16 protein-coding genes are annotated in these 14569 nt (G+C 38.5%); 10 read left to right on the forward strand and 6 right to left on the reverse strand.

The features are described 5' to 3' along the window. Positions 1-17 precede the first annotated feature (17 nt). Positions 18-932: a M23 family metallopeptidase gene (locus tag EHQ70_RS00655; protein WP_135583050.1), complete on the reverse strand. Its 915-nt coding sequence runs from the start codon at positions 930-932 to the stop codon at positions 18-20. A gap of 45 nt (positions 933-977) precedes the next feature. On the opposite strand from EHQ70_RS00655, the gene EHQ70_RS00660 reads away from it, so the two are divergent. Genes EHQ70_RS00660 through EHQ70_RS00675 form a run of 4 tightly spaced genes read left to right on the forward strand, consistent with a single transcriptional unit; the run spans position 978 to position 5178 of the window. After that, positions 978-1895 carry a sigma-70 family RNA polymerase sigma factor gene (locus EHQ70_RS00660; protein WP_135583051.1) on the forward strand — a complete coding sequence of 306 codons (918 nt, stop codon included), beginning with the start codon at positions 978-980 and terminating at the stop codon, positions 1893-1895. 35 nt (positions 1896-1930) lie between these two features. Continuing rightward, positions 1931-2641: a hypothetical protein gene (locus EHQ70_RS00665; protein ID WP_135583052.1), complete on the forward strand. Its 711-nt coding sequence runs from the start codon at positions 1931-1933 to the stop codon at positions 2639-2641. 12 nt (positions 2642-2653) lie between these two features. Beyond that, entirely contained in the window at positions 2654-4471 is a 1818-nt protein-coding gene (locus EHQ70_RS00670) for a CHAT domain-containing protein (protein ID WP_135583053.1), read from the forward strand. Beyond that, positions 4468-5178, forward strand: coding sequence for a hypothetical protein (locus EHQ70_RS00675; RefSeq protein ID WP_135583054.1), 711 nt, complete (start codon positions 4468-4470; stop codon positions 5176-5178). The genes EHQ70_RS00670 and EHQ70_RS00675 overlap by 4 nt, the downstream gene beginning before the upstream one ends. A gap of 37 nt (positions 5179-5215) precedes the next feature. On the opposite strand, the gene EHQ70_RS00680 is transcribed toward EHQ70_RS00675, so the two are convergent. Further along, complete coding sequence (locus EHQ70_RS00680; protein WP_135583055.1) at positions 5216-5482, reverse strand: sigma-54 down-regulated protein; 267 nt, start codon at positions 5480-5482, stop codon at positions 5216-5218. A gap of 122 nt (positions 5483-5604) precedes the next feature. Here EHQ70_RS00680 and mtnA point away from each other — a divergent pair, with 122 nt between their 5' ends. After that, positions 5605-6678, forward strand: coding sequence for an S-methyl-5-thioribose-1-phosphate isomerase (mtnA, locus tag EHQ70_RS00685; protein ID WP_135583056.1), 1074 nt, complete (start codon positions 5605-5607; stop codon positions 6676-6678). Continuing rightward, positions 6675-7184: a peptide-methionine (S)-S-oxide reductase MsrA gene (gene msrA / locus EHQ70_RS00690; protein ID WP_135583057.1), complete on the forward strand. Its 510-nt coding sequence runs from the start codon at positions 6675-6677 to the stop codon at positions 7182-7184. The genes mtnA and msrA overlap by 4 nt, the downstream gene beginning before the upstream one ends. Before the next feature lie 11 nt (positions 7185-7195). Here msrA and EHQ70_RS00695 read toward each other — a convergent pair whose 3' ends face one another. Genes EHQ70_RS00695 through EHQ70_RS00710 form a run of 4 tightly spaced genes read right to left on the reverse strand, consistent with a single transcriptional unit; the run spans position 7196 to position 11412 of the window. Beyond that, entirely contained in the window at positions 7196-8677 is a 1482-nt protein-coding gene (locus tag EHQ70_RS00695; protein WP_135583073.1) for a DUF342 domain-containing protein, read from the reverse strand. Positions 8678-8721: 44 nt separating this feature from the next. Next, a complete protein-coding gene (locus EHQ70_RS00700; protein WP_135583058.1) occupies positions 8722-9759 on the reverse strand; it encodes an alpha/beta hydrolase in 1038 nt (345 codons plus the stop codon). A 6-nt stretch (positions 9760-9765) separates the two neighbouring features. Then, entirely contained in the window at positions 9766-10281 is a 516-nt protein-coding gene (locus EHQ70_RS00705; protein WP_135583059.1) for a chemotaxis protein CheX, read from the reverse strand. Next, the gene (locus tag EHQ70_RS00710; RefSeq protein ID WP_135583060.1) at positions 10282-11412 is read right to left on the reverse strand and encodes a hypothetical protein; all 1131 of its coding nucleotides are present in this window, start codon (positions 11410-11412) and stop codon (positions 10282-10284) included. It lies immediately after the preceding gene. A gap of 77 nt (positions 11413-11489) precedes the next feature. On the opposite strand from EHQ70_RS00710, the gene EHQ70_RS00715 reads away from it, so the two are divergent. From EHQ70_RS00715 to EHQ70_RS00730, 4 genes are all read left to right on the forward strand, one after another. Next, on the forward strand, positions 11490-12230 hold the full coding sequence (locus EHQ70_RS00715) for a class I SAM-dependent DNA methyltransferase (RefSeq protein ID WP_135583061.1): 741 nt from the start codon (positions 11490-11492) through the stop codon (positions 12228-12230). A 43-nt stretch (positions 12231-12273) separates the two neighbouring features. Continuing rightward, entirely contained in the window at positions 12274-13701 is a 1428-nt protein-coding gene (gene lpdA / locus EHQ70_RS00720) for a dihydrolipoyl dehydrogenase (RefSeq protein WP_135583062.1), read from the forward strand. A 147-nt stretch (positions 13702-13848) separates the two neighbouring features. Then, positions 13849-14097, forward strand: a complete 249-nt coding sequence (locus EHQ70_RS00725; RefSeq protein WP_135583063.1) for a ChpI protein — start codon at positions 13849-13851, stop codon at positions 14095-14097. Next, the gene (locus EHQ70_RS00730; protein WP_135583064.1) at positions 14084-14440 is read left to right on the forward strand and encodes a type II toxin-antitoxin system PemK/MazF family toxin; all 357 of its coding nucleotides are present in this window, start codon (positions 14084-14086) and stop codon (positions 14438-14440) included. The genes EHQ70_RS00725 and EHQ70_RS00730 overlap by 14 nt, the downstream gene beginning before the upstream one ends. The last annotated feature ends 129 nt before the right edge of the window (positions 14441-14569 follow it).

Below are 14569 nucleotides of genomic sequence, written 5' to 3' on the forward strand. Positions count from 1 at the left end.
TTTTAGATTAGGAGGGATTAATTCCCTCCACTAATCCTTGTAATGTTGATGCTAAAACTTCTTTCTGATTCTTTTCCACTAAAATCTTTTGTTTGTACTTTGATTATGTTTTCTCCAGCCTTTAAATTGAGAATCCCAACCAAATAACGATCTTTGAAAAATAAATCATCAAAACTATGTCCTTCTTTTGTTTTCCATTTGCCATCATCAAATCGAAGAGATGAAAAATTAGCTTGTTTGTAAGTTTCCCCATTAAAGAGAAATTTTACATCCTTCACACCTCTCCTTTGGCTATTTTTGATACCACCATCAATGATGCTAACGGTAAGTGGAAAAGCTTTGGAAACATTGATATTGTCCCCGTCATTTAAATTTGTAAAACTTTCCCCTACATGGATAAAGAGGTTGGCAATTTGTGGGGGCATTGTGTCTTCTACGGGCGGAAGATAAGCAAGTGGATCAAGGAGAGTTTTTCCATAATCCTTTCCTAAAACAAAGTGTAGGTGGCCACCCGTAGAATGGCCGGTATTTCCCGAGATTCCGATGGTATCACCGGCGGAGACCTGTTTGTTGGCACGAACTATTTCGCTTCTTGTTCCACCTAAATGGTAATACCCACTCACATAACCGCTTTTATGTGCTATCCAAACAATATTACCCGAACCACGTTCGTCTTCAAACGGATCATCTTCCGCATAACGGGAGTATAGGATAAAACCCTGGCTCATACTTTTGACAGGTTGGAATACGGAAGAAATATCGAGTCCATTGTGAAAATGATCCTTTCGCGACTCACCAAAAGTGCTCGTGAGGAGGGATGGCAAATCTAACCCCTGGATGGGCCAAACAAACTCCGGTTTTGTTTCGGATACCGGTTCATCAGCTAAAATAAAACTTGCCAAGAGACTCAAGACTACAACAATACTTCTCATGTTTAGAGAAGTCTCCAGGCGGGTTCCTTTTTAGGAAAGTAGATAATGACACTGACTTCTCATACCAATGAAGAAATTTTAGAGATTGTAAAATCTTGCGGTGCCGGTGACGAAAAGTCATTGCAGACTTTTTTTAACATTTATTCGCAAGATATCTATAATTTCCCCATCCGCGTCTTTCATTTGACTGAGGATGATGCTTCCGACTATTATATTTACGCTTTTGAACGGCTCAAAACCGGAAAACGATTCAAAAGTTTCGTGGGAAAATCTAGTTTCAAAACCTGGTTTTTCTCCGTCCTTCGCAATTTACTTATCGATTGGCAGCGCACCAAACGCGAAGTCAAAACCCAAACGATATCCAAAGTCAATAAAGACGGTAAAGAATACAGCACCATCGAAGACGAACCAGACAAAAGATCGGAAGCTCTCGCTTTGGCAGTCGATGTTTCCGACCAGTTTAATTCAGTATTATCTACAATCAAAATTGAGAACCGCGTTGTGTTCAAATTGTCCTTTGTTTATTACCTCCATTTGGATCCGGAAGAAATTCGATTCATCGCGGAAAAAACAAATCGTTCTGAGGAGGAAATCCGAATCGAAGTGCTTAAGCTTCGCGAGGACCTTTCTGGCCGCGAAGAAGAGAACTTAAAAATGGAAGATAAAATTACTTCTTTGTATTTGAATATTCTGGATTTGAAGGAACAAAAAAAATCCAAAGCCCAGGGCGATTCTGTAGAAGCACTTTATTATAAAGAGCGACTAGACCATGCTCTGGCCAAAAAGTATGAACAAAGGAAAAAATTAATCGAGAAAAAGCAGAAGGGGCATTTTCTCGTTCGCACCCCCTACCGTGAAATTGCTCGAATTTTAGGGATTTCCGAGGGTGGGGTTAGTGTTACCCTGCTCCGAGTTCTGGAAAAAATGCAAAAAAAAATGCATTCCATCGCAGGGGAGGCCTAATTTCCTTCGTCTTAATTAAGAGGGTGGAATTTGACATGGAAAATCAGGGTTTTAACGCAAATGTTCTGGAGATGGCCAGGGGACTATTTGTCCGAGGTGAATTTCCAACTGAAGATGAGATCCAAAGTCATCCTGATTTACAAGAAGCCTATTTCTATTGTGAAGAGGTCTTCTTTGCAAGCCTTCGAGAAGAAAAGGTTTCCGATCACTCTTTTGCTGAGTCTTGGGACCTAGCTAAGGCGGAGCGAACCTGGAACCAATCTCCGCTCCCTGTTCCTGAATTTTTAAAAGAATACACTCGCAAAAATCTAACCCTTCCGGAAAAAAAAGACAACCTCATTGTTCGCCTCACACAATCGGGAATCCGGGTGATTGACAGTCTCGTTGAATCTTTGCAAATCAAAGAAAGTTTCGAGTTTGCCCCATCAATGCGATCCGCTTCGGCGGAGGTTCGTTCGGGTGATGCCAATTCTGTTATCTTTGAGGAAACCACCAGCGAAGACCAAAAATTCTATTATCAAATTGTAAAAGAAAACCAAGAAGAGGTGTATCTTTCTGTCAAAGCAGAGGGGACCCCTGTTTTCCAACAAGTCAACTTACGTCGAGAAGGAAGGTTCATCCTCTCTAGCAAAATCAATTTAGAAGGTAGCGCTAGTTTTTCGGGGTTAATCCCAGGTAGTTACACCATCGAGTTTGTGGGTCCAGGCCAATCAAAATCGTTTGACTTGTCTATCCTTGTTGGATAGGTTCATGGGAGCATGCTCTCCCTTATCATCGATAGAGTTGGTAACGTAAATATATTCAATGTTTTGGAAGATAATCTTCCCGTTGAAGAATCTCATATACAATCCACGTTAGACGATGATCTAATATTCGAATATTTAGGGGAAGTGGAGAGATTAGTCCACGTTTCTCAATCGGTTCTTTCCAATCCAAACCAAATTCTGAATGCCGACATCTTGCAAGACTTAAAAGTGTTAGGTGAAACTTTTTACCAACAGTTTTTTCCTCTTTCTATTATTGAAAAATTAAAAAACACAACCAAACATAGTATTCATTTTAATATTGATCCGGCACTTGCCCTAATTCCCTGGGAACTTTTACACGATGGTGCCAGTTTTCTTTCTGATAAATTTCGAATTGGTAAAACCATTCGTGGTGGATTACATCGTCCTACCCGACATGAAAACAGAAAAATTAAGATGTTAATCATTGCGGATCCAACAGAAGATCTCCCTCATGCGCAAAAAGAAGGAGAAGTTTTATTTTCTGTACTAAGCCAAAAAGTTCCGACCAATCTTTTGGAATTAGAATTTATCGGTGGTAAACAGGTCACCAAACTAAAGTTACTCTCTCTTATTAAAGACAAACATATTATCCATTATTCGGGTCATCTTCACTTTTCTGATGATTCTTTGGAGAATGGTTGGTTGTTATCTGATGGAAAAGTTTTAAAAGCAAGAGAAATCAAATCAACAGGAATTGATACCGATTTGGTTTTTTCCAATTCATGTATGTCTGCTAAATCTGCAGGTAAAAAACTAAATACAAATATTATGAACCAATACGCAGGTGCTTTTTTAACTGCGGGTATTAAAACCTTTGTGGGTACTAATTGGGAAATTTTAGACAACGAACGAACAATTGATTTTACAGTTAGGTTTTATACTTTTTTATTTTCGGATAAATCAGTTGGTGAGTCTTTATTTTTATCAAAAGAATTTGCAAGACGTAATTACCATGCCAATGATTTAACTTGGGCCAACTATGCATTGTATGGAAATCCTGATTTTTCATTATTTGTAAAAGAAAGAAGGAACTTTCATTCTGCAAAAATTCTAAATCCGACAACTGTTTTAGAATTTTACCCCACTCCCATTGCGGTCGCCTACTCAAAGTTAGTTAAAACTGATAAAACAAAATCAACTGGGAAAAACACCATTTCGAGTTTGGTTAAATTGTTTGAAGCAATCAGCCAAGTAGTCGGAATGACGGTTCTTAGTGATCATGCTGCACATGCAATGAACAAATCGATTCCCAATAATCCAGATGATGCAGTTTCCATTCGTAAATGGTGGGAACTTGTTTATGGTTGTGTTTGGGATTTCCAAAAATTAAAAATTTCTAGTATTTTGGAAGATGCTTTGCCTGTTTTACACGAACAAAAGGAAACCATTTTTAAAATTGTGGGATGGATGGAATCTTGGGAAAAAGATGAAATCAAAGACGAAGAAATTGAATCTTACCAAATCATTTTACAGTTTTTTTTAGAGAATATGTTACTGGAATTTTCGGAACTCGAACGTATCAGTATCCTTTTGGTTTCTGAAAATCAAAATCCTCATTTTTATTTTAAAGGGATCAAACCTGCTTATTTGTATCCATCATCTCCTGGTTCCAAAGACAAATTACAAGAACAACTTTCTAAACATAAGGGAAACCTTGTATTGGTTCATGAAGGTCGTAAAATTGTGATTCCTTTTCCCACTTATTTTAAAGAGAAAAAAGAAACCGGTGACTTGGAACTTGTATTTAACGGTCTCACTCCCTTTGTTGCTGGAGCCACTAAGAATTGAGTTTATGCCATCCTGGTATCGGTAACGTTTCTTGTGGTGCTTGTTGTGGTTTGTTCAATTTAAAACTACAACCAAAAGAATTTAAAACTCTATTGTTAGAAAGAACAGAAGAGTTCAAAACTACAGTTAACTTTGAAGTTCGACATAGTTTTCCTATTTTTCGAAAAAACAGAGAAACTAAAGAAGCCCACATTCAGAAGAAAGATGATATGACTTATAATTGTCCATTTTTGGGGTATGTGGATTTAAACAATGGGCGTATCGGTTGTATGATCCATCCTATTTTTACAGGAGATCCGAAAAGCCAAAACTTTTCCTTTTATGGTGCTTCCATTTGCCAAGCCTATGATTGTAAAAATAAAGAAAGTTTTTTGGCTGATCATTGGGAATCATTATTTGCGGAAATGGCAAAAGACTCTGTAGAGTATTCTTTTTTATCAGCAGATCATATTTTTGTGACTGCCTTAGAAAAGTTTTTCCAACTGGAACTTTTGAGTATGGAAATTTTGTTTCAGGATTTGCGATTAGAACTAATGGATTTATTTAGATCAAGGCTTACTACTTCGAATGAAAAAAATTTCACTTCGTTTGAAATCAATTATGAAAGTTTTTCTGACAAAAACTCTTTGGATGATTATTTTTTAAATGAGATTGGTGAATTTTGGATAGAGTGGCGCGAGTTGATTCGCAAAAAAAATCCCGGATAAAGTTACCTACCCGGGGTTTTATTAAAATTGAATTTGATTAAGCTTTAGATGTAACAGTTGCTACTTTTGCTTTTGCATCAGCTACAACAGTGTTTGCTTTTCCAATGATAGTTTCTACTTGAGAAATTCCTTCTTGAAGGTACTTTCTAAGATTTACAGAAACTTCGCTTTGGTCTTGAGCACCTTTAGCTGCTAGGTTTTGGAAACCAGAGTTGATATCAGAAAAAGCTTTTTCTGCTTCGATTTTTGCTGTGTTCACTGCGCCTAGGATGAAGTTTAATCCGTCTTTTACTTGTTGTTCCATTTTCATTTCCCCTTTTTCGGTTCTTATTTTGTGCATCGCACCATCTCTTTTTGTGCGGTGCACAGGGATTTGTCAACCCGTTTTTTCATTTTTTTCCTGCATCGCACCAAAAAAATGGATAGATGTCCCATCCGGAATTTTTGCCCATCCAGTGGAAATCCACTCATTTAGAACTTCTCGACCAACGGATTCTCCCTGGGAAAAAAGAATTTTTAAAAATAACCACAGCCGAAGAAACTATCGTTGCAATTCGTGAAATGGCTGTTAGGGGAGCTCCGGCAATTGCCATTACAGGAGTTTTTGGCCTGACCTTAGGCGCCAAATTGAAGTCAGGTGTAGCAGATCCAAAAGAAATTGAAACCTTGCTTAGATCTATTTTAGAATCTCGCCCAACGGCCGTTAATTTAAGTTTTGCCATTCGGGAAGCAAAAAAACTGATTCAAGGAATTTCTGATTGGGTTGAGGTCGCAAAAATTTGGGAAACCTATGGCCTAAAAATGATGGAAGAAGATTTGGCTGCCAATAAAGCACTCGGTGAAAATGGAGTTTCACTTTTTCCTAAAGACAAATCCGAATTTCATATCATCACCCATTGTAATACCGGAGCTCTTGCCACTGCAGGACATGGAACGGCACTTGGTGTCATCCGAAGTTTGCGTGACGCGGGAAAGAAAGTTGTTGTTTATGCAGATGAAACAAGGCCGTTTTTACAAGGATCAAGGTTAACTGCATTTGAGATGATGGAAGAGGGAATTGAATGTTATATCATCACGGATGGTATGAGTGGATGGTTGATGAACCATCGCAAAATTGATGCAGTACTCGTTGGTTGTGACAGAGTTGCAGCCAATGGAGACACTGCCAATAAAATTGGAACTTATAATTTGGGGATCGTTGCCAAAGAACATGGAGTCCCATTTTATGTTTGTGCTACAAAAGATAGTTTTGATCTGAATTTAAAAACGGGCGTGGAAATTCCCATCGAGATGCGTAAAGAATCAGAAGTCATCCAGTTTGATTTTTTAAAATCCGAAAACGGAAATTATTTATTTCCAGAAGGGAAAACCTCACCTGTCGGAGCTAGGGCTTTGAATCCCTCTTTTGATATCACAAAAGCTCATTTAATCAAAAACTTTATCACAGAATTTGGATGTTTTGCGCCAGAGGAGATTTCTCTTCGTCTAAAGACTGTATGACGGAAAAAATAATTTTAGGTGGCGGATGTTTTTGGTGTACAGAGGCAGTGTATCTTAGAATTCCTGGGGTCATTTCTGTAAAATCAGGATATGCAGGTGGATCTACCAAAAATCCAACGTATAAAGAAATTTGCACGGGAACCACGGGGCATGCAGAAGTGATCGAAATTGAATTTGATCCTGAGGTAATCTCATACTCAAAAATATTAGAAATTTTTTGGGCCTCTCATGATCCCACAACTCTAAACAAACAAGGGAATGATGTGGGAACACAATATCGTTCTGTTATATTTTATTTGAATGAAATACAAAAAGAATTAGCAGTGGAATCAAAACGTAAACATGCTTTTATGTTTCCAGATCCCATTGTTACAGAAATTTCCCCAGCGCCAGAGTTTTATCCAGCGGAAGATTATCACCAAAACTATTTTACTTTGAATCCGCAAAATCCCTATTGCCACTACGTGATTTTTCCTAAACTAAAAAAGTTAGGTTTAAATCTGTAATTGTAATAAGGTTATTTGCCTTTAAAAGCAGTTAACATTGCTTTTTCTTGGTTCGGGAAAAAGTTCATCACAAAGGATGTTTGAGCCTTTGTGATTTTTTCTATTTGTCTTCTGTATTTGATGACAGCACCAGGGTGAGCCGTGTTACGAACCACAACCTTAACGTTGTCTTGGTTATAACGAGCTCCTTTCAGTTCTTCAATTTTGTTTCTCAATAATTCAACGGTTTTGCTTTTTTTCTGATAAGCATCAAAGATTTCTTTGAACTTTTCTTTTCTGGCATCATCAATTTTACCACGAGATCTTTGAACCACTTCTTTGATTTTTTGGATTTCGGGAACCAATGCTTCCAGTTCACGTTCGAACTCAGCTAACTTGGAACTACCTTCTGTAAACAATCGATCGTTTCGATAATGAAATCCAACTTCTACAATTGTATCCATTTGTGCAGTGGATCCGAGAGAAGAAACTGTGATACCTTGGTAAGAAACAATGTCCGATCCAATGATAGAAGAAGACTCACCTGTTAAGATGATATTTCCTAAACAAAGAATTTTACTTCCTAAAATAAAATTCTCTACAATACAATCTCCATCGATTTCAAGATTTGCGTTTTCGATGAACTTAGTACGAAGATCACCCTTGATGCGGATGACTCCTTTCCCTTTGGCTTTCACCCCACCTTTGACTTCTAAGTCTTCACCAACAACAACATCGGAAGATTCTACGTTCCCATCTAAATAAAGAGAACCTTGGCAATTGACAACAGCGCCTTCTTCGATGGTTCCTTTCACACGAATGGTTCCTTCAAAGTTAATGTTTCCAGTTCCGAGTCCAATGTTACTTTCGATATTTAGTTCGGGTGAAACAGTGAGGGAAGTGTCTGTAGAAAATACAACTCCACTTAAGGAAGCAAAGTATTCTTTTAATTGTCTTCCTGGTTTTTCTGGATCTTCAATTGTTTTTGGAAGGACGTTTTTACCTAAGGTGAGTCTTGGTCTGTCAATCGGATTGGGATAAATTGGATTTCCTAAAACATCAATGCCTTGTTCCCCTGCAATCCCTTCAAACAAGGTAGCCAGTCTTTCTCCGTCTTTTACGTGAACATATTTATTGATGTTTCTATAATCTGCAGATCCGTCATCTTTAAGGACAACACGTTGGGCACGTGGGAAATAAAATTTGATCCACCCACTTTCACCTTGTTTGGCGGGATTTCCTTGAGCGACTATAAAATTAAAATCTTCTTTTACTTTAGTGGGATCTTTTAAAATTTTATCGATTTCGATGGCTGCTTTATCAACCTCTTTCATCAAAATCCGATCCCTATGTATGGACGCATTGTCTAGAGCTTCATAAATTAAAATATTGCTCATAGAACCACCTAACAGCCAAATCGGTTTTGTTACCAAAGTAGCGGTTAGTCGATCCTCGGAGATTTGGATTTTCAGTCCCCGTTCCGGATTGAAGTCCGGTGCATTTTTTACGTCCATTCTGTAACAATTATCGGCACGTTTCTTAGGAGAAACGACAAATTCTATCGGTCGAGCCAATATAGAAAACTTCCGAAGGTTTGGAGGAGGGCCGGAACCCCAAAAATTTGGGAGTGTAGGGGGAGACTATCCCCATGGGTGAGGGCGGTCGAACTCCGGTAGACATAAGAAATTCCTTTTTTCTGGAAAAGTCGGGTCAGTTTTTCGGATTCCTCCGGAGAAATGACTGGGTCTGTTTTCCCATGGAGGAGGGAAACCGGGCCTTCTAAAGTTTCCAATTGGTAAAACGGGGAAAGGTTTTCAGGAAGATTTTTAGGAACGGTGGCCAAAACTCGTTTGGCTAACTCGTTACGGAAATTACCGTCAATTTCCACTTGGTAAAAGAATTCCTTTGCCCTTCGGGAAGTTTTTTCTAGGAGAGATTTACTTTGGGCATCCGTTCCTGTTCGTTTGAGCCCATTGTCTAGAGCGGCAACGTAATACACGGATTGTAATTCTTCCGCAAGTTCAACTTCGAAACGATGGAGAAAGTTATACAGGATGACGTACACTGCGTACGGATCGACTTTGTAATTTGAAAATACAAAAGGGACAGTATCTAAAAAATCACAATAGGCTCCAATTGCCATTGAAGATTTGATTTTGTTTCTTGTGTTGGATTTTGATGCGGCGATCAGTCCCATTCCGCCAGAAAAACTTGCAGATAAATATCCTAAGTCATTTCCATTAAATAAACGTTTGGTGGAGTGGATTTCTAACATTAAATCTTGAATGTTGGATATTGTTTTTTCTTCTATCCTAAGTCCTTTTACTTCGGGAAGTTCTGGGAGTAGGACACTGTGATTGGAACTAGCTATGTTTTCTGCAAGTTCCAAAATCCTTGGGTCATCAATTCCCAAAGCACTCATTCCATGTTGGATGTAGACACCAGGTAAAGATTCGGGATTTTTGCCAGTGGGATAAAAATGAAAGACTTTTCTGCCTGTTCCAGGCAATTGAAGTTCTTTGCGTTCTAAAGATTTTTTTTGTTTAAGTCCAGCATAACTCAATACGAGTGGGATAGCCAAAACATAAGGTTTCATTCGGTTTTATTTTTTGGGACTAGGAAATTTTTCCAACAATAAAATCAGGTAGAGTCGACCCATATAATCTTCCCCTCTCCTATCTTTGAGATTGAAGATAAGAATGTATTGGCGGAAATGTTCTAAAGAGATAGGAACCAGTTTGTGATTCAAATTTTCTGGTGGTAAAATATCAATTTCGTAACGCCCCAGTCTCATTTCTGTAATCAATTTTCCAGCTATCTGATTTGCAAATTCCATCATAATCGATGCAGAATGAGAACGTGAAGTGGGATCAATTTGGAAGGCTTTGGCAATTTTTGGAAGGAGTTTTAGTTTTGTATAACCATCTAAAGCAAGATATACTTTCCCATTGATATCACCAACAAATTCAACAAGTGTACAATTTTCAAAACATAAGCCTTCATTTTTAGAAGGGCCATAGGCTTCTCGTTCCGCAAATACCAATAGGGATTTTTGAAAGTGTTCCGGTAATACTTGCGAAACAGTTAGGATAAACTTTTCATCGATTAATGGATCCATTTAAGCTGCGTGGTAGAGGATACTCTCTTCTAAAGATTTATACGCGGCTTTGATCCAAACATCAAATTTGATTCCAGGAATTGACCCGTTGGAATAACCAAGAGCCACTTCGGAAGGATATCCTAGACTATCTAGTTCTTCAATGAACTGTTTGAAAAATTCGGAAAAATCATCGAGTTTATCATTGGGAATGATACTCGCGTATAAATTATCTTCCAGTTGGTACAATCCTAAACCAAGAACGGCATTTTGTTTCCCGAGTAAGTTGAGTCCAATGGCAATTTCTGATTGGAAATTAGTATCAATGAATTTGAAAAGAATGAGGGTGTTTTTTCCTTGGGATTCAAATTCTGATTTTGCCATCTGGTAAAAATGAGATACGTTAAAAAGTTTTGAGATAGGATGTTTGGTTACTTTGAAATATTCTTTTTTTGCCATTATTTTTTCGGAGATAATGGTAGATTTTTCCCAGTAAGTTTGGATATCTGATTCATTCCAAGATTCCTTTGTGGAAAAACATAAAAACCCGAATAAATGTGCATTCATTGTAAGAGGAATGTATAACTTTCGTTTGTCGCTTGGAATGGCTGGAAGGAGTTCTCTAATTCTTCCTTCTTCGTATTCATCCCACTCAACAGGATTGTCATCGGTTTCCACCATCATCCCTGCTTTTTGCCAATAACATTCCTTAAACTCTTTTCCATCATAATAGACATATTGGATGGAAGTGAGTTTCTCAGTTAAAAATGGGAAAGGGAATTCTTTCACTGTTTCACAAAACAAAGATCTTTCTTCTGAATGTACAGATTCTCTAGCTAGTAAAATAGGTTCTTTTTTCCAGAGGATGTCTTTGGGTTTTGGTTCTGCATTGGAAGGTTCTGTAGGAAGAGAAGTTTCTGTATCAAAAACGACATCAGCCTTTGGAGAAGGATCCATATTATCTTCCGAGTTTAGTTCCTGGTTTGGCTCCTTGAGAGGTTCCGGTTTTTGAAAGTCCAAACTATATAAAAACAAAGCGAGCAACAAACAAGAAACGGTGAGTAAAGTAAAACTCACCCAAGAAAAATAGATTGTATATTGAAGGACCACGCCTATGGCAAAAAAAATTGTGGGAATTGTATATCGTTTCATGATGACTTAGCCGTTACTCAATATAACGGGTAAAATGGGGATTCGCTGAACTGATTTTCCCTTTCCGCCAGGGGCAAATGAAACTCTATTCTGAATTGGCCGAATACTATTTTACCATCGAAGAAGCAAGCCGCAAGTTTTCGGAAGAAATCCTCTTCCTTCGGGATACCTTTAAGCGACATAAAATTCATACAGTTTTGGACATTGGTTGTGGGACAGGGGAACATATCAAAGAACTCCAAGGAATGGGTTTCAAACCACTTGGTGTCGACGGTTCCCCTCGAATGTTAGAGATTGCCAAAGCCCGATTTCCCCATTGCCAATTTGAACTTGGGAAAATGGAATCCTTTGTCGCCAAACAACCTGTAGACGCAGTGATTTGTTTGTATGGAACCTTCAACTATCTCATCAACGATGATTTGGTTCAAAATTTCTTGCGTAATTGTCATAAAAACTTAAAACAAGCTGGCCTTTTGGTTTTGGAAATTTGGAATGCAGATCCCATCCACCGTATCAAACGAAAACCCATCACAACTGTGAGTAATGTGCGTCAAGGTGCCACTTCGATTCGTAGAAATCGTGGCTTTCGATTAACAAGAGCAGATGATGTTGCCATCGTAGAAGTGAATTATGTGTATAATTTGAATCAGAAGGATTTGAAAGATAAACATACAATGCGAGTGTTTCATTTCCCACAAGTTCGAAATTTCTTAGACGATAATAAGTTTGATGTTCTCCATGTTTATAGCAACTATGATGGTGAAAAATATATAAAAACTGGCGCAAGGATGCTCATCGTAGCCAAAAAGAGGTCTTGACTTTCTTTTTTTCGTACGGTATCCCAATCTATCGGGAGAACGTATGTCCAATCCAAACCATTTCCAAGTGATCGTTATTGGAGGAGGGCCCGGCGGTTATGTCGCAGCCATCCGCGCCGCACAATTAAGTTTACAAACTTGTGTTGTGGAACGTGAAAAACTCGGTGGAGTTTGTTTGAATTGGGGTTGTATTCCCACCAAAGCTTTGTTAGAAAGCGCACATGTCTTGGAACATTTGAAACATGCTGCGAGTTTCGGTTTGTCTTGTGATAATGTCAAAGCTGATTTTGAGGCTGTCATCAAACGTTCTCGGTCTGTGGCAGACCAAATGGCCAAAGGTGTTGAGTTTCTGATGAAGAAAAACAAAATCACCGTAGTGAATGGAGAGGCTAGTTTCCAAAATTCCAAAACGATACTAGTAAAACCAAGTTCTGGTGAACTAGCAACTTATACAGCCGACTTTTATATTTTAGCGGTGGGTGCGAAAAACAAGGCCCTTCCTTTTTTACCTTTTGATGGGAAACGTGTATTGTCTGCTAGAGATGCCATGATTGAACCAAAAGTCATTCCTAATCTTGCCATCATTGGTGCCGGTGCGATTGGAGTGGAGTTTGCCGATTTTTATGCGAGTATGGGATCTAAAGTGACTATCATTGAATTCCAAGACCATTTACTTCCTAATGAAGATTTAGAAATCTCTGGAATACTAGAGCGAAGTTTTAAAAAACGAGGGATCGAATTTTATCTAAGCCATGGAGTAGAGACTGCCACAGTTTCTGAATCGGGAGTGGAATTAACTTTGTTAGATCGAAATTCTGCTAAAAAAGAAAAATTAAACTTTGATAAGGTGATAGTTGGGGTAGGAATTTCGCCTAATACTAGTTCTATTGGTCTGGATGAAATTGGGATCAAACTAAAAAATGGATTTGTAGACTTTGTTGGTAATTACCGTTCCACCGTGGATCATATTTATGCCATTGGCGATTGTATTCCGACACCTTCCCTTGCCCATGTGGCCAGTGCCGAAGGAATTCGCGCAGCAGAAGATATTTCTGTGCGCCTTGGGAACCCTCACCATTTACAAATCTCAAGACTAAATTATTCTTATATCCCAGGTTGTACCTATTGTCATCCGGAAGTGGCGAGTGTGGGTCTTACAGAAGAAAAAGCGAAAGCACAAGGGTATGAAATCACTGTTGGTAAATTTCCTTTCACCGCGAGTGGTCGTGCGCAGGCCCAAGGGGACACAACCGGAATGGTGAAAATTGTTTCTGATAAAAAACATGGGGAAATTTTAGGAGCCCATATCATTGGGAGTGGGGCCACCGAGATGATCGCTGAACTAACGCTAGGTGCCAATATGGAGATCACGGTTAGAGAACTGGCAAACACCATCCATGCCCATCCAACGTTATCGGAGGGAATTATGGAAAGTGCGGCGGCGGTACTCGGAGAGGCGATTAATATATAGGGGGAGGGGGGAAATCAACAGATTGTTTTGTGAGGTAATTTTAAATTTTTCAGTTTTGGATATAGGATCACATAGATACTGAATTAAAATCGGGAAAACTCTGGTAAAAAGCTTGAAATAGGGTTATACCAGAGTTATACTTTTTCTATGAAAACAGCGATATCCATTCCTGATGACCTCTTTGTTTCCGCTGAAAATACCGCTAAAAAATTGGGAATTCCCAGAAGCCAATTATTTGCAATAGCCCTTGAAGAATTTATAGAAAATCATTCAAAAGAAAAAATTACAAAAAGACTAAACGAAGTTTATACAAAGTCTTCTCATACAACTGATAATTTAATTTCGGATATCTCTGTCTCAACCCTAAGAAGTAGCCTTAAAGATGACACGTGGTGAAATTTGGTGGGTTGATCTAGGCATTCCATTTGGGAGTGAGCCCGGTTTTAAAAGACCAGTTTTAATTGTACAAGACAACGCTTTCAATGAAAGTAATATTAATACGATCATAGTCGTTCCCTTAACTACCAATGTGAATTTGGCTATGGCTCCCGGAAATACAACTTTAAGTAAAAAAGATACAAATCTTTCCAAGGACTCAATTGTAAATGTTTCTCAGATTGTAACATTAGATAGAGAAAGATTCATAAGTAAGGCTTCAGAAATCAAAAACAAGAATATGAAGAAAGTAGAAGAAGGGATTAAGTTAGTACTTTCTTTGGATCATCGGCACTACGCATAACAACATCTAACGATTAAATTCCGCGCCAGCGATTGAGCGGAAATCCTTTCCGTATGGTATTCCCCCAAATAATTGGACATTAAAATAAAGCCTTCGCGAAGGAGCAATATGAATCGCGAAAGAAGAGGC

The sequence above is a fragment of the Leptospira congkakensis genome, assembly GCF_004770265.1.
Taxonomy (GTDB): Bacteria; Spirochaetota; Leptospiria; order Leptospirales; family Leptospiraceae; genus Leptospira_A; species Leptospira_A congkakensis.

Coding starts and splice junctions, on each gene's coding strand:
- EHQ70_RS00655 (WP_135583050.1), bottom strand. CDS start 932: ATGAGAAGTATTGTTGTAGTCTTGAGTCTCTTGGCAAGTTTTATTTTA.
- EHQ70_RS00660 (WP_135583051.1), top strand. CDS start 978: ATGACACTGACTTCTCATACCAATGAAGAAATTTTAGAGATTGTAAAA.
- EHQ70_RS00665 (WP_135583052.1), top strand. CDS start 1,931: ATGGAAAATCAGGGTTTTAACGCAAATGTTCTGGAGATGGCCAGGGGA.
- EHQ70_RS00670 (WP_135583053.1), top strand. CDS start 2,654: ATGCTCTCCCTTATCATCGATAGAGTTGGTAACGTAAATATATTCAAT.
- EHQ70_RS00680 (WP_135583055.1), bottom strand. CDS start 5,482: ATGGAACAACAAGTAAAAGACGGATTAAACTTCATCCTAGGCGCAGTG.
- mtnA (WP_135583056.1), top strand. CDS start 5,605: ATGTCCCATCCGGAATTTTTGCCCATCCAGTGGAAATCCACTCATTTA.
- msrA (WP_135583057.1), top strand. CDS start 6,675: ATGACGGAAAAAATAATTTTAGGTGGCGGATGTTTTTGGTGTACAGAG.
- EHQ70_RS00695 (WP_135583073.1), bottom strand. CDS start 8,677: ATGGACGTAAAAAATGCACCGGACTTCAATCCGGAACGGGGACTGAAA.
- EHQ70_RS00700 (WP_135583058.1), bottom strand. CDS start 9,759: ATGAAACCTTATGTTTTGGCTATCCCACTCGTATTGAGTTATGCTGGA.
- EHQ70_RS00705 (WP_135583059.1), bottom strand. CDS start 10,281: ATGGATCCATTAATCGATGAAAAGTTTATCCTAACTGTTTCGCAAGTA.
- EHQ70_RS00710 (WP_135583060.1), bottom strand. CDS start 11,412: ATGAAACGATATACAATTCCCACAATTTTTTTTGCCATAGGCGTGGTC.
- EHQ70_RS00715 (WP_135583061.1), top strand. CDS start 11,490: ATGAAACTCTATTCTGAATTGGCCGAATACTATTTTACCATCGAAGAA.
- lpdA (WP_135583062.1), top strand. CDS start 12,274: ATGTCCAATCCAAACCATTTCCAAGTGATCGTTATTGGAGGAGGGCCC.
- EHQ70_RS00725 (WP_135583063.1), top strand. CDS start 13,849: ATGAAAACAGCGATATCCATTCCTGATGACCTCTTTGTTTCCGCTGAA.
- EHQ70_RS00730 (WP_135583064.1), top strand. CDS start 14,084: ATGACACGTGGTGAAATTTGGTGGGTTGATCTAGGCATTCCATTTGGG.